16 protein-coding genes and 1 riboswitch are annotated in these 14,257 nt (G+C 35.6%); of the genes, 8 read left to right on the top strand and 8 right to left on the bottom strand.

Annotation, left to right across the window (positions count from 1 at the left end; genetic code table 11):
- Nucleotides 1–328: 328 nt before the first annotated feature.
- Both QFZ87_RS12820 and QFZ87_RS12815 read right to left on the bottom strand, forming a co-directional pair.
- Nucleotides 329–1,198, bottom strand: a complete 870-nt coding sequence (locus QFZ87_RS12820) for a YitT family protein (RefSeq protein ID WP_396133966.1) — start codon at nt 1,196–1,198, stop codon at nt 329–331.
- 183 nt (nt 1,199–1,381) lie between these two features.
- Nucleotides 1,382–1,525, bottom strand: a complete 144-nt coding sequence (locus QFZ87_RS12815) for a hypothetical protein (protein WP_309861864.1) — start codon at nt 1,523–1,525, stop codon at nt 1,382–1,384.
- A 1,085-nt stretch (nt 1,526–2,610) separates the two neighbouring features.
- On the opposite strand from QFZ87_RS12815, the gene QFZ87_RS12810 reads away from it, so the two are divergent.
- Nucleotides 2,611–3,399, top strand: a complete 789-nt coding sequence (locus tag QFZ87_RS12810; RefSeq protein WP_309861862.1) for a GNAT family N-acetyltransferase — start codon at nt 2,611–2,613, stop codon at nt 3,397–3,399.
- Nucleotides 3,400–3,511: 112 nt separating this feature from the next.
- A complete protein-coding gene (locus QFZ87_RS12805; protein ID WP_309861860.1) occupies nt 3,512–4,765 on the top strand; it encodes an erythromycin esterase family protein in 1,254 nt (417 codons plus the stop codon).
- 44 nt (nt 4,766–4,809) lie between these two features.
- Here QFZ87_RS12805 and QFZ87_RS12800 read toward each other — a convergent pair whose 3' ends face one another.
- The gene (locus QFZ87_RS12800; RefSeq protein WP_309861859.1) at nt 4,810–5,394 is read right to left on the bottom strand and encodes a hypothetical protein; all 585 of its coding nucleotides are present in this window, start codon (nt 5,392–5,394) and stop codon (nt 4,810–4,812) included.
- Between the two features lie 147 nt (nt 5,395–5,541).
- A complete protein-coding gene (locus QFZ87_RS12795; protein ID WP_309861857.1) occupies nt 5,542–5,880 on the bottom strand; it encodes a YmaF family protein in 339 nt (112 codons plus the stop codon).
- Between the two features lie 177 nt (nt 5,881–6,057).
- On the opposite strand from QFZ87_RS12795, the gene QFZ87_RS12790 reads away from it, so the two are divergent.
- The 3 genes from QFZ87_RS12790 (at nt 6,058) to QFZ87_RS12780 (ending at nt 7,414) form a co-directional block, all read left to right on the top strand.
- Nucleotides 6,058–6,261, top strand: a complete 204-nt coding sequence (locus QFZ87_RS12790; RefSeq protein ID WP_307287277.1) for a DUF1657 domain-containing protein — start codon at nt 6,058–6,060, stop codon at nt 6,259–6,261.
- A 68-nt stretch (nt 6,262–6,329) separates the two neighbouring features.
- Nucleotides 6,330–6,536: a DUF1657 domain-containing protein gene (locus QFZ87_RS12785; RefSeq protein WP_309861854.1), complete on the top strand. Its 207-nt coding sequence runs from the start codon at nt 6,330–6,332 to the stop codon at nt 6,534–6,536.
- A gap of 17 nt (nt 6,537–6,553) precedes the next feature.
- A complete protein-coding gene (locus tag QFZ87_RS12780) occupies nt 6,554–7,414 on the top strand; it encodes a DUF421 domain-containing protein (protein WP_396133915.1) in 861 nt (286 codons plus the stop codon).
- A gap of 161 nt (nt 7,415–7,575) precedes the next feature.
- Here QFZ87_RS12780 and QFZ87_RS12775 read toward each other — a convergent pair whose 3' ends face one another.
- Both QFZ87_RS12775 and QFZ87_RS12770 read right to left on the bottom strand, forming a co-directional pair.
- Nucleotides 7,576–8,544, bottom strand: a complete 969-nt coding sequence (locus QFZ87_RS12775; RefSeq protein WP_309861850.1) for a DMT family transporter — start codon at nt 8,542–8,544, stop codon at nt 7,576–7,578.
- Nucleotides 8,545–8,661: 117 nt separating this feature from the next.
- A complete protein-coding gene (locus QFZ87_RS12770; protein ID WP_309861848.1) occupies nt 8,662–9,891 on the bottom strand; it encodes an MFS transporter in 1,230 nt (409 codons plus the stop codon).
- A gap of 255 nt (nt 9,892–10,146) precedes the next feature.
- On the opposite strand from QFZ87_RS12770, the gene QFZ87_RS12765 reads away from it, so the two are divergent.
- Entirely contained in the window at nt 10,147–10,761 is a 615-nt protein-coding gene (locus tag QFZ87_RS12765) for a PH domain-containing protein (protein WP_309861846.1), read from the top strand.
- Nucleotides 10,762–10,805: 44 nt separating this feature from the next.
- Here QFZ87_RS12765 and QFZ87_RS12760 read toward each other — a convergent pair whose 3' ends face one another.
- Nucleotides 10,806–11,621: a YitT family protein gene (locus tag QFZ87_RS12760; RefSeq protein WP_309861844.1), complete on the bottom strand. Its 816-nt coding sequence runs from the start codon at nt 11,619–11,621 to the stop codon at nt 10,806–10,808.
- A 222-nt stretch (nt 11,622–11,843) separates the two neighbouring features.
- Nucleotides 11,844–12,035, top strand: a riboswitch (Lysine riboswitch).
- 44 nt (nt 12,036–12,079) lie between these two features.
- Between QFZ87_RS12760 and QFZ87_RS12755 the strand changes: the two genes are divergently transcribed.
- A complete protein-coding gene (locus tag QFZ87_RS12755; RefSeq protein WP_396133965.1) occupies nt 12,080–13,627 on the top strand; it encodes an amino acid permease in 1,548 nt (515 codons plus the stop codon).
- Between the two features lie 59 nt (nt 13,628–13,686).
- Here QFZ87_RS12755 and QFZ87_RS12750 read toward each other — a convergent pair whose 3' ends face one another.
- Nucleotides 13,687–13,905 (bottom strand): helix-turn-helix domain-containing protein, encoded by a 219-nt coding sequence (locus tag QFZ87_RS12750; protein ID WP_308083665.1) that lies wholly within the window; start codon nt 13,903–13,905, stop codon nt 13,687–13,689.
- A 163-nt stretch (nt 13,906–14,068) separates the two neighbouring features.
- Between QFZ87_RS12750 and QFZ87_RS12745 the strand changes: the two genes are divergently transcribed.
- The gene (locus tag QFZ87_RS12745) at nt 14,069–14,236 is read left to right on the top strand and encodes a hypothetical protein (protein WP_309861839.1); all 168 of its coding nucleotides are present in this window, start codon (nt 14,069–14,071) and stop codon (nt 14,234–14,236) included.
- Nucleotides 14,237–14,257: the final 21 nt, after the last annotated feature.

Raw genomic sequence — 14,257 nt, 5'->3', positions numbered from 1 at the left:
AAGTCGCTCTTTGACTTTTATTGCAGAAGGTTATTTGACCCGAGGGGCTAGGCGCTGGAGCTGGACAGTTCTCAAAGTTGAATTTTATACTTTCCTTTAATGTAAAAAGGATGGCAGAAAAACTCTGCCATCTTTTTAGGAAATATTTCATTTTTCGCGCAACTATTTCCTAGGCAAGCGCATAGTACGACAAAACATGAACTTCAAAAAAGAAGCTTTTCCCTAATAACCGACATGAAATGCATAAAAACTACAATAGTTGATATATGAGTAGTTATCCCTCTACCTTGATGCGACAAAATTCAATTATCGTTCATAACACATTACATTAGTGAATGTCTCTTTTCTTAAATCGTCCACCTCTAACCTCAGCAATATCAGCTACTGCTAAAAAGGCACTATCATCATTTTCTGTGACAATTTCCTTTAATTTTGCTTCTTCTAGCCGATTAATCACACAAAAGATAACTTTTTTATCATCCCCCGAATAAGCGCCTTCACCATTAATATAGGTTACACCTCGACCCAGTCGATTCAAAATGGCATCGCCAATTTGCTTCGCGTTGTCACTAATGATCCATACCGATTTGGATTCATCTAGTCCAGTAATAGTAATATCAATAGTCTTGTAAGCAACAAAATAGGCAATGAGAGAGTACATTGCACGATCCCAAGAAAACACAAAACCGGCACTCCCCAAGATAAAGAGATTAAAGAACATAATAATCTCACCAACGGAAAATGGGAGTTTATTATTAAAAAGGATGGCAAGAATTTCTGTACCATCTAGTGAGCCGCCATACCGAATGACCATTCCTACTCCCATGCCAAGTACAATCCCACCAAATACTGTAGCAAGGAGGATATCTTGTGTGAACGCTGGAACCGGATGAAGCAAAGTTGTTCCAATAGAAAGGACTATAATCCCGTAAAGAGTGGATAAAGCGAAGGTCTTCCCAATTTGCTTATAACCTATAAAGAAGAAAGGGATGTTAAGAATAAAGATGAATACCCCTAGTTTCCATCCTGTAATATAAGACAGCATGATGGAAATACCCGTAATTCCACCATCGATTACATTATTGGGAACCAGAAATATTTCTAAACCTACTGCCATTAAAGCAGCACCAAGTGTGATTAATAGAATTCGTTGAAAAATCTTTCTTTTGGTTAATCTTCGGTGTTCAATTTTTGCCATTATCGCTTCCTGTTGTTCAATGATATTCATTTCTTGAATTCCTGACATTATCTCTCCCCTTTCAAATTTATTTTCTGTTTACATTATAACGAATTTTCTCCACTAATTATATTTTATTGCCTATTTTCCATATACTCTACATTACTAAAACAGGAAAACTGCCTGATTTCAGGCAGTTTAATTCTAACTAGGGTCTACTTCATCGTATGATAGGGTTGTAACACTCGTGTACTCCCCTGCTTCTACTTCTTTCTCTGAAGCGCTTTGTTCTAATTCCTCTTGATCATCCAACCCCGGAGCAACAGTAGGTTCCTTCTTTTTAGTCATAAAAAACTCAACTCCTTTTCGAAACTATTTTCCCAAATATCTCCTATAATATTCTTTCATTTAATTCCTGCTAATTATACCGTTGATTTTTGCTCTAATACTAAAGAACAAAACAAATAAAAAGAAGCTGCCTCTTTTTGAAGCAACTCCTTAATGTGAATAACACCTTAGGGGACCCAACCATGACATTAGCAAAACTACATCAAATTTTTCATTTCCTTCAATTCATATTATTGAAACTAAAGGAATTTTGAAGAGTCAGCAAAATGTGTGTTTGTTCCGTTGAAGGAATTAATTCACATGTAATGTAATGGAATTCAAATTCCTAAAAAAGAAACAAATTCTCGGTTTTATACCGATGGGACTCGTTATTCATTATTCTCTCAATTAAATTCCGGCCTCTTGGCAATAGTTCTTAAAAAGGTAAAAGCTGTTTTAGTGTTACTGGGTTTAATGATTCTTTTTACGAAAGAATACATTTTTGGTCTGAGCAGTTTTTCTACGTATTTTTTGAATGGCTCTGTTAATATTGCCTGTTGATTTCCGCTCCAGGCTCAAGCGGTTCGTGGGCGTTTCGGCGAGCCTCCTCGGCGCTTGCGCCTGCGGGGTCTCCCCTGAACCGTACTCCCACAGGAGTCTTCGAGCCTTCCGCTCCAATCAACACTGTTAACCCAGCCTTTTGAATAAGTAGAAAATGTTTCTCATTTCCAGGAAACCAATAACACTTGCTCTTAAAACTAATGATTTAAGGTAAGTTAAGATTTAGCTTTTTCTTCTTAAGATTCCTTCGCTCCACCTACCAATTGATTGAATAGGAATAACCTTACTACTCGTTCGCAAACGGAACGAACACGTATGGTTGAGTCTCCTAAGATGTTATCTTTGTATTTTCTTTACAATTTGATTATAACATTGAATTTTTAGAATTTACGGGAATTTTGTGACGAACTAGTGAACCTTTAAGAGTTATTGTTTCTATAAGAAGGTACTTTTCCCTTAATGGCGCAAACATTTACGATTATTTAAAAAAGTCTTGAAATTCATCAATCATTTCATTAATCTAGGTAAAAACAAGGGGGATTCATATGATTAGAAAGCTTACTAAAAATGATGAAGAACTGGTCCTCACCTTTTTAAGTGTGGAACCTTCAATAAATTTATTTATTCTAGGTGATATAGAGGCATTTGGCTTCGAAACCGATTTTCAAGAACTTTGGGGTGAATTTGATCATGATGGAAGAATTAAAGCCGTCCTTCTTCGTTTTTATCAATCCTTTATACCGTATGCAAAAGGAGAATTCGATGTCAGTGGCTTTGTTTCTATCATAAAAAGTTATTCAAAACCTATTTTTCTCTCAGGAAAATCGGATATCATAGAAAAATTCGAACAATTTGAGGACCTTAACCTTGGAGAAAAAAAAATAACCTATTTTGCTGAGTGCCGTACAGACATCCATCTAAACTTAAACACCGTTGAGCTGGAGATAAAAAAAGCTGGTTTAGACGATGTAAATCAAATAATTGATCTTCGCTCTACAATTAAGGAGTTTCATATTAGAAGTGATGCACGAGATATGCTAGTAAAATCAATGGAAGCTAATACTGCTAGAACCTATTATACAGAAGAAAAAGGAGTTTTTACTTCTTGTGTATCAACCACTGCAGAAAATTCACATTCTGCCATGATTGTTGGGGTATGCACACGAAACGATTATCGACGAAAAGGCCTTGCCACAGCTATTATGAAAAAGCTTTTTAAGGATGTATTAGCTGAGGGAAAGGTCCTCTGTCTTTTTTATGATAATCCAGAGGCTGGACGTATATATAAAAGACTTGGTTTTAAGGATATTGGTATGTGGACAATGCATAGGTAGTTTAATACTCCCCCTGTTAGGGGGTTTTTTCAATTTTCATTGGACTATAACCAGTTTAAAAAGGGAACATTATCTGAAATCAAAAATAAAAGAAAAGGGTGCCATAACATAAATGCTTAAATCAATAAAAAAATATGCTAAACCTTTCGATTCGGTTGATGATCTAAATCCATTAATAGATGCGATTGGTGATGCAAAATATGTTCTTCTTGGTGAATCTTCACATGGAACTTCTGAATATTACTCACTTCGTGCCGAAATATCAAAACGATTAATTATGGAAAAAGGATTTTCATTTATAGCAGTTGAAGGTGATTGGCCATCATGTCAGAATATCAACCAATATATAAAGGGATTTAACCATCAAGTTAAAGATGTTAATGAAGTACTTGAGGCTTTTAATCGTTGGCCAACATGGATGTGGTCTAATCAGGAAATCACTGGCCTGATTGAATGGTTAAAGGATTATAACCAGAAAAATATCACCAAGCAAAAAGTGGGCTTTTATGGAATAGATGTATATAGCCTTTTTGAGAGTATGGATGAAATAGTCAAATATTTAGAAAAGACAAATTCAACTGAACTTGCTGTAGCAAAAAATGCATTCTCATGTTTTGAGCCATACAACCGTAATCATGAATCCTATGCTGTTTCTGCTGGTTACTTATCTGAAAACTGCATCAAAGAAGCTCTTGACCTCCTTGCATCTATTAGAAAAAATAAATGGAAATTTGATGCCGAACCTGAAAGCAGCTTGAATATGGAAGTAAATGCTCTAGTTACAGCAAATGCTGAGGATTATTATCGTACAATGGTGACAAGTGACTCAGAATCTTGGAATATTCGCGACAAACATATGGTCGAAGCTCTTAATGCAATAATGAGTTTTTATGGTGATGATGCTAAGGTAATCATATGGGAGCATAACACTCATATTGGGGATGCACGAGCAACAGACATGCAGGATGATGGTATGGTTAATGTCGGTCAATTAATTAGAGAGGCAAACGCTCATGATTCTGTTTATATTGTTGGGTTTGGGACCTATAGCGGAACGGTAATTGCCTCCACAGAGTGGGGAGAAAACTTTCAAATAATGAATGTGCCTCCAGCCCAATTTGGAAGCTGGGAATCCTTAATGCATAAAAGTGAGCCTGTGAATAAATATTTGATATTTACAGACGAGAATCGCCAAGAATTCACTACAACTATTGGTCATAGAGCAATTGGTGTTGTTTACCGCCCCGAGTATGAGCATTTCGGGAATTATGTTCCCTCGAATATGGGACAGAGATACGATTCATTTATTTTTATTGACCAAACGAATGCCTTGCATCCACTGGTTCTAGAGCCAACAAATATGTAAAATCAAAGAGGTCATCCTACTGTCCAAGTGGGATGACCTTTCCTTTAATCTACTACTGGATTTTTAAAATTATCCACCACAGTGATTTTATTATTTTTAATTATTTCCTCTATTTTAAATTTATGTTCCGCAAGCTTATCATTATAAGGAATCGTGACCATTGTTCCGTCTGACATTTCAAATTTATATTGATAGAGTCCTGTTGTACCTGAATGATTCCTGTATACAAGATGAACCTTATCTATCTTTTCCCAACCATACTCCTTTTCCTCTATTCCATTCAAAGCATTGTAATGAATACCTGCATCATCCAAATAATAATAATTGGTTAAACTGCAAATAAAGGCAGGAATACTGACAAGAAGTAAAAAACGGGTAATCCATTTAAACTTAACTCCCTCCCACTTCTGCCTGAAAATTAGATAAAGTGTGATAATAACTGCTATGTAAAGCATCCCTCCCATAAAAGTTATGTAGGCTGAGAAAGGTGTTGAAAAAAACCAATATGTTCGCGAAAAATACACCATACTTTGATAAGAAGAAACTAAAACAAATGGTGCGATGAAACTACATATGTATAATATAATTGTGTACGCAACCAGTTTAGCTTGACTTTGTTCATCTTCCATTTTCTTTCTTGATAAAATCACCAAATCACTCCAAAATAAATTTTACTATAATTTTACCTCAAAATTCTTACTATTTGTAACCTTTTATTTACATTTTTTAGAAAAATTTCAAAAAACCAACCTTTATGTAAGATTGGTTTTTTAACATTATTTTGATCCTGGAGCAGGCTGGTCAACTCCTTTTATATGATGGCTATGTCCATTATCTTCTGATGTATAAAAATCATAATAATGGACATGCATACCATTTCCTACTGGAATAGCTGGACTTGAGTAAGCACGATAGTGATGTGTGTGACCATTTTCAAATAAAACATAACCCTCAGTAAAATGTACATGTCCCCCATCCTGGGTCATAATAGGTGGTGATGTGACATCTAAACATTGATGTACATGACCAGAGCTTACCCCGGTATAATCTACAGATCCATGATTATGATTAGCCACAAATCCTTGGACAAAATCATCTTTGCTATCCTGTCTCACGCAATTCCCCCTCACTATTGAAATTATTAATGTTACAACTATATGCAGGAGTCTTAAGTACTTTTCATCAATTGGAAAATTTTTAAGTCTCTTGTTACTAAGTTAAAATACATAAGCAAATAAAAAACTCACATACTATCTCTGTAATTCAATTACTACCACGAAAGAAGGATAAAAATGACAGTAGGTACACAAGTAAAACAAGCTTTGGCAGGGTTAAAAAGTGCTCAGGCAAGCTTTGAAACCTTTGCTTTAGCTACAGATAACCAAAATGCAAAGCAGCTATATCAACAAGCCGCTCAACAAACACAATCCGTTCTTGACAGTCTTGAACCACGCCTTCAAGAAATTTTAGCGGAAGAACCTCAATACAACCAATAAAAATAGCTAGGTTGGCAAATTTGCCAACCCCTTTTTCATTTTTTTATATTTGAAAGGAAGTGGTTCACGTGACTATTGCTTCAAACGTTAAACAATGTCTTTCAACCATTAAAGGAATTGAGGCACAATTATCTTCCATGGCGTTAAATTCACTTGATAAGGAAGCACAAGTTATCTTTCATGATGCTACGTTAACAATCGAAGAGATTAAGAAGGATCTTCAATATCGTGTATTGGAGCTTGAACGAATGGAGCCACAATATAGCGGTTCCTAATATTTGAGGTGATAATAATGCCAGATTGGATTTTTATTATAGGGCGTTCTTTATTTTTCTTGCTTCTTTTATTTATCACTACAAAAGTACTTGGAAAGAAGCAAATATCTGAGCTTTCTTTCTTTGAGTATGTTGCTGGTATTACGATAGGAAGTATTGCCGGTGAAGTAGTTACTGGGCTTGAAAGTAACATGTTTCATGGTGTACTTGCACTCATTGTTTTCGGATTCGTTACCTTTTTAGTGAATTATTTAGCAATAAAAAGTAAAAAATTTAGTGATTTTGCAGAAGGTAAAGGCACTGTTGTAATTAAAGATGGGAAAATTTTAGAGGAAAATCTAAAAAAAGAGAAATACACTATTGATGAGTTATCTGCCCTACTTCGACAAAAGGATATTTTTAAAATTGCTGATGTTGAATTTGCCGTTCTAGAACCACGAGGAAATTTAAGCACCTTATTAAGACGAGAAAACCGACCTTTGACACCTAAAGATTTACAAATGAGAATGCCGAATGAAAAAGAACCACAAACAGTCATTATGGACGGGAACATTGTTGATGAACCTTTAAGATGTGCAGGGAAAGGCAGAGGCTGGTTATATACCGAGTTAGAAAAACTAGGTGTGACACTTGATAATGTTTTTCTTGGTCAGGTGGATTCCTATGGTGAACTGACTGTTGATCTATATGATGATAAGATACAAGTGCCAGAACCTGCCCAGCGTCCTTTATTACTAGCAACCTTAAAAAAAGCACAGGCAGATTTAGAAATCTTTTCACTTGAAACTAATTGTTCAATATCAAAAGCGATGTATAAAAAAAATGCAGCTCTCTTACAAGCCACAATTGATAAACTCACCCCCTATCTTAACGGTTAATAGCAGGAACCACAAAAAAGAAGAGGCTGACTCATAAGGGGTCTGACACCACTAAAAAAACAATATCCAAACTAGATTTCACTAGGTTTTATCTAGATATTGAATTGTGGGGTCAGACACCTTTGCTTTTGAGTCAGCCTCTTTTTAGATTCATACCTAACTTATGCACCAACGGTTTGGTCTTTAGATAATTCTCTTCTTTGTGACACATAGCTGTGAAGTAACATTCCACCCATGACTAACAAAATGCCAAGCCACGATAACAAAGTTGGAAGTTCTGAATTTAGTATGTACACCTCTCCAACAAGTGCAAATAAAACCTCCATCGATTGAGTGGCCTCTACAGCGGCAAGCCTTTGCATATTTCCTCTCACTAGGTCTGTTGCTCGAAAGAATAGTATCGTTGCAATAACTCCAGAGGTAATAGCAACTAGCCCTGACTGAATGGTTTGCCCCATGCTTGGTAATCCACCATCTATCACTCCATAAATGGATAAGATAATCCATAAAGGCAGACTGGCTATAGTCATTCCTAATACGCGTTGAAAAACATCAAGACGGCCACCACATACCTCCATCATTTTCCTATTTCCTAATGGATAGGCAAACGATGCAATTAAAACAGGAACCACACCTAAGCTAACCGTAAGAACTGATAAATGATTAGCTTGTTCAAGCTGTATGAGAATAATTCCAAGTAATATAATCATTGACATTAGTAAGCCTTTATAAGGAATTTCCCCCCTAATTTTTAAAGGTCCCTTTTTAGTTATGATTGTTTCATAAAAAAGCGGGGCTAGGAGAGAACCAGATATGATGGTAACTTGCCAAGTAGCTGCGATTAACCAACCTGGTGCATAAGCAGCTGAAAAACATATGGGGCCATAGAACAATCCAAAACCCACTGTACTCCAAATTACCCATGAAGTTGGACGACTCTTCATCTCTACAAGTAATGGTTTGAGGTTCTTCCTACTAAGTACAATCATGAAAAGAAAGGGTACCATAAAAAAATACCTGAGTGATGCACTCCATATCCAGCTTCCTCCAGCTAAGTCCATCGATCTGTTTAATATAAATGTAAATGCAAAAAAGAAAGCTGCAAAAACACCTAAAATGATAGGCCGCACTTTTCTTATTCCTCCTTTTTCTGAAAATCTAAAATAATCTATGTATTAAAAGAGTATATAGTGTATTCTCCATTAAAAAACGGAAACCATCAAGCGATTTCCGTTTTTTAACTGAAGTTAATCTCTATTCTTTTTTATTTCAACAAATAGGGCCGATTTATTAATGAATGCAACGATAAAAGAAACTAGATAAAAACTGGTTGCCATCAAAAATGTTACTCTCACCCCGAATTTCTCAGTAATCCAGCCCATTACAAGGGATGAAAGGCCGAATGCTGCAAATATTAAAGTTCCTCTAGCTGAATAGACTTTTGCTAAAAGTTGCTCCCGAGCGCTTTTTTGGATAATGGTTGTTTCTGCAATATCACGTGCCATTTGTGGAAAACCAAATAAAAAAGAAACAAATAGAGCAAACCACGGAATAGAGGTAGTTCCAAATAAAAAGGTTATTACAATTAAAATAAACGTTGACCAAAAAATGGTTTTTCCAAGATTCCTTTCAATCAGGGAAGAAAAACGATATATGAGTAGCCCTCCAAAGAGCATCCCTCCAAAGAAAGAGCCATTTATAAATCCCCACCAGCTCTCCCCTTTATTTAATGCATCCGACACATATACAAACAAGATAGCAGCAATCCATACCCCATTAGCAAATGTTTCGAGAATGTTCATTAAACTGATGATTCGAAGCTGTTTCGAATTCCAAATAATTGCCCAGCCTTCTCTTAACACATCCATATTTGATTCGTTTCCATGAGGTAATTGTTTCCAACCATCTCTAATCAGCCACATAAAAACGGTTGAAAGTAGAAACAGTAAGAAGGTTAACCAAAGTATATTTGTCGAACCAGAAAATACCAACAAAATACTTCCAATCGGCCAAGCAATTAGCTGGACTATTTGATCAGATATGGAGAGTAAGCTATTAGTTTTCACCAGTTTACTCTCATCAACTAGACTAGGAATTAGTGCGTTCCGAGCTGGGGATGCCCACCCGTCTAAAAAAGATATAAGGCAAATCAGAAGATAAATCCAAACCAACCTTTCTTCCCCAACAGTTGCCCCAACAAAACATAACAAAAGCAGAAGCACCGTTTTACCGGTTTGTGAGTATGACAAGATTGATTTAAGCTTGAATTTATTTATTATTAACGGAGCTAATAGCCCGCTAATTAAGGAAGAAATGGTATTGAAAAATGGGACTAGCGCCATATACGTAACTGATCCAGTCGCGTCAAAAATTAACTTAATTAAACAAACTACATACAAAATATCCCCTAGGTTAGCAAATATTTGCCCACACCAAAGAAACCGAAAAGAAGTCTCTTTTCTAACAAAATTGGACATAAAAGCACCCTCACTTTTTATTAAATTTTTATAAAAAAAGTAAAGGTGCTTACATTGGCCTACCTCCATTCACATTAGATTCATTTCTAAGTTTAACAAATTTCTTAATTATCCGTAACACTGTTAACTCATACAATGACCATTATGATCATAAAGTGTTTTGTAGTTCAAAATCTTAAACAATAGTTGTGAAACTTTATGCCGCTTCGTTCGTACATATGTATGTCAAGATTCTTAAAAAGTGAGGTTGAGGGAATGTTTGGAAAAGTAGCTGCTGATATTTTAGGATTAAGTGATGTTGGTTCTGTTATTAAACCAGAGAATTATGATAAGGTTGATGCTGATGATTATGTTATGCACGAAGATAATGAGAAGATTTATTTTCTAATTAAATCAAAATCGGATGAATATTGTTTTACAAATAACGCCCTAATTCACCTTGATGGTACAAGTGCTACAAGCAAGAAGCGTATGCTGCATCGATATAGCTTTGCAACCAATCAAATTTCTGATGTTAAACTTGAAACAGCTGGGACTGTAGACCTTGATGTTGAAATTAAGTTTAAAATTGGCTCACAGCCTTTCTCAATTGACATTCATAAGAAGCATATTGAGGAAGTGAAAGATTTATATAAAGCTTTGATAAAAATTGCTGAAATATCTCATGAAAATGAAATTAGTCTTCAATTTGCCAAACAAAGCCTTGATGTTGCCTCTACTACTCTAGGTCGAATAACCAGTCCAGATAGCAATTTAGTTGTTCAATTTAAAATGCTGAACCAAGCAGCTTTTCAATGGTTAGAAGATAGTAAAAAACAGTATTGTGTGAAAGATTTTGGTTTTGTATTTGAAAAATACATTAATAATTGATAAAAAATGGGCCTCACTATAAGTATAGTGCAGGCCCATTTTTTTTATGAGGGACTAGGACGATGAAACAGTCCCATTACTTCTATCGTTTCAGTTATATTGACGAATGCTGTAGGATCTACTTCAACAATGAGATTTTTAATTTCATTCAGTTCATATCGTGAGATCACTGTTATTAATACATTTCGTTTATTATTAGAGTAGCCTCCAACTCCATCCATAATTGTCAATCCTCGGTACAGATTGGTTAACAGATGTGATCTCATCTCTTCACCTTTATCTGTGATGATCATTATCGTTAGCTTAGCATGGTCTGTATAGATGGCATCAACTACTTTACCTGTTACAAAAATAGATACTAAGGTATTCAGTGCAGCATCCCAGTTAAACATAAATCCACTTATCAAAATAACAACTGCGTTCATACCTGATAGAAGTGCACCTATTGGAAAGTCCTTTTTTCTCGAAACAATCATACCAATAATATCAAAGCCACCTGTAGAACCAGAACTTCGGAAGACAATACCCACCCCAAGACCTGTTAAAGCGCCGCCAAAAATGGAAGACAAAATCCTATCATTTGCAATTTCATAGACAGGTATTACATAGAGCCCAACTGATATGATGAGCACTGAAAAGATCGAGTTCATAATAAATTTTTTGCCTAACATTTTGTACCCAATAACCAGTAACGGAAAATTCAAAAGGAAATTTGCTAACCCAGTATTTAGTGGTGTAACCATACCTACTATCATGGAAATCCCACTCAGTCCACTGCTTAACACTTCGTGAGGTATTAAAAAAAGGTTAAAGGCTAGTACAACAATTAGTGATCCCGTAATAAGTCCAAAAATCCGCATGAAAATACCTCCGAATACCTGCCATCATTATATTTAAAAATAATACCGATTATCATTTTTAAAGTAAATTTAATAGTTTTTTTCCAAAAGATTTAATTATCTGTCAATTAATGTTGGCTTGAATGAGTAAAAAAGTTATTCAAGAAAAATATATTGACAAATGTACGATATTATTTATACTTTAGAAATATATTAATTTCATAAGCTAAATCCTCATCAAACCGATGAGGTAGAGGTCGCGGTTTTTATTAGTAAGGCGGATGAGATGCAGAAGACATTTTTGACTCCGTTTGAAAGGAAAAACTGCCGAAGTGTGCTTTACTCTCTGACAAAGCATGCTGGGGCTGTCTCCAAATAGGAACAGAACTGTCACGAATTGGACCTACCAGCCATTCGTGTTGAGCTATCTTTCGGAAGGTATGATGCGGGGTATTGATAATGCCATCGATTCTACTTCGATGGCATTTTTTATTCCAAACTCCTTCTCGAAAAAAAAGAAAGAAAACAAAAAAGGAGTAAAGATAATGCAAACAGCAAAAGTATTAAAAGAAAATGAATATAATGGTGATTTATCACCTAAAAAAGAACCCTCAGAGTTAAGACGAAGCCTTAAATCTCGTCACCTTACCATGATTTCTCTTGGAGGAACAATTGGTACAGGTTTATTCCTTGCCAGTGGCGGGGCCATACATTCTGCAGGACCAGGCGGAGCTATTCTCTCCTATATTATTATTGGTCTAATGGTTTACTTTTTGATGCAGGGGTTAGCAGAGATGGGAGCCTATATGCCCGTTGCTGGAAGCTTTAGTACGTATGCAACTAAATTCGTCGATCCTTCCTTAGGTTTTGCACTAGGTTGGAATTACTGGTATAACTGGGCAATTACCATTGCAGCCGAGTTAGCAGCTGTTACGATGATCATGAAATTTTGGTTCCCACAAACACCATCCTTCATTTGGAGTGGAATCTTTTTAGTCATCATGTTTCTATTAAATTATCTTTCTGTTAAAGGATTTGGTGAAGCAGAATACTGGTTTTCATTAATAAAGGTAGTAACGGTTATTGTCTTTATCATAATTGGTACACTAATGATTTTCGGTATAATGGGAGATGAAGCAATCGGCTTCAAAAATTTCACAGTTGGTGACGCTCCTTTCCATGGTGGTTTCATGGCAATGCTAGGAATTTTTATGGCAGCTGGCTTCTCCTTCCAAGGAACAGAGCTTTTAGGTGTTGCTGCTGGTGAGACGGAGGATCCAAAGAAAGCTATTCCACGAGCAGTGAAACAAGTATTTTGGCGCATTCTTTTATTTTATGTACTAGCTATTTTAGTAATCGGACTTCTTATCCCTTTTACAAATGAAAATTTAGCAAATGGCGATGTTACGGTTAGTCCCTTTACTCTTGTCTTTCAAAAGGCAGGAATTGCTTTTGCTGCTTCAGTAATGAACGCGGTTATCTTAACAGCAGTTTTATCTGCTGGTAATTCTGGTATGTACGCTTCTACCCGAATGCTCTGGGACTTAGCACGTGAAGGAAAAGCTCCCAAGTTTCTAGGGAAACTAAATAAAAATGGTGTACCTGTCAATGCTCTATTTGCAACAACTTTAGTCGGTACTCTGGCCTTTCTTGCCTCTTTCTTCGGAGATGGCACGGTTTATGTCTGGTTATTAAATGCTTCAGGTATGTCCGGCTTTATTGCTTGGCTTGGAATTGCAATCTGTCACTATCGATTCAGAAAAGCCTTTATAGCGCAAGGAAAGGATTTAAGTTTATTACCATATAAATCAAAATTTTTCCCTTTCGGTCCTATTTTCGCTTTTGCTGTCTGCGGATTTGTTGTTTTAGGACAAAACTATTCAGCCTTTATTGGAAGCACTATCGATTGGAATGGTGTGTTGGTCTCTTATATTGGATTACCGCTTTTCCTTATCTTATGGTTGGGATACAAATTTACAAAGAAAACTAAAGTAATTCCTTTAGATAAATGTGATTTGTCTAACTAAAATTGTTGAAAAACTAAAAAAAAAACAGACTCACATGAGTCTGTTTTTTTTCTTTAAGATTAAGCTTCTTCAGCAGTCCATACATATAAATCTTCAATCTTGCAATTCAATTCTTTGGAGATGGTCATAGCAGAATTTAAACTCATTACCTTCTTGGATAAATAGTCATTGAGTTGACTTCGAGGTATATTAGTATTCTTTTCCAAACCAACCAAGTCCATGCCGTTTTTGGATAATAAGGCCTTGAGGTTACTCTTTTTTGCTTTATAATTTGTCAAAATGACACCTCACTTTTTTTTATCATACCATAGTTGCGTTAAAAATGAAAGGAAAAGGAATTGATTCCAATTTTTAACTTTATAGTATAACCTAAATGAAGGACAAATAGAATAAATTAATTTGTGTTATACTTAAATTGTAATATAGAAGGGGTGTAATTAAATGAAGAATTCAAATAACCGATATAGTAGCGGCCAAACTGTAAATATTAAAGAAACTGGTGAAATGGTCACCATCTTAAAATGGCAATATGTAAAAAATATGAAGAGATATTCCTATACCGTTAAAGAGCACCCAGGTACATTTTATTTTGAAGAAGAATTACAGTAAGAAAAGCACAAGCATTCACAA

Origin of the sequence: Bacillus sp. SLBN-46 (genome assembly GCF_031453555.1) — a bacterium.
In the GTDB taxonomy this organism is placed as follows: Bacteria; Bacillota; Bacilli; order Bacillales; family Cytobacillaceae; genus Neobacillus.
The sequence above is the reverse complement of the archived record's forward strand: the minus strand, read 5'-3'. Positions and strand labels throughout refer to the sequence as shown.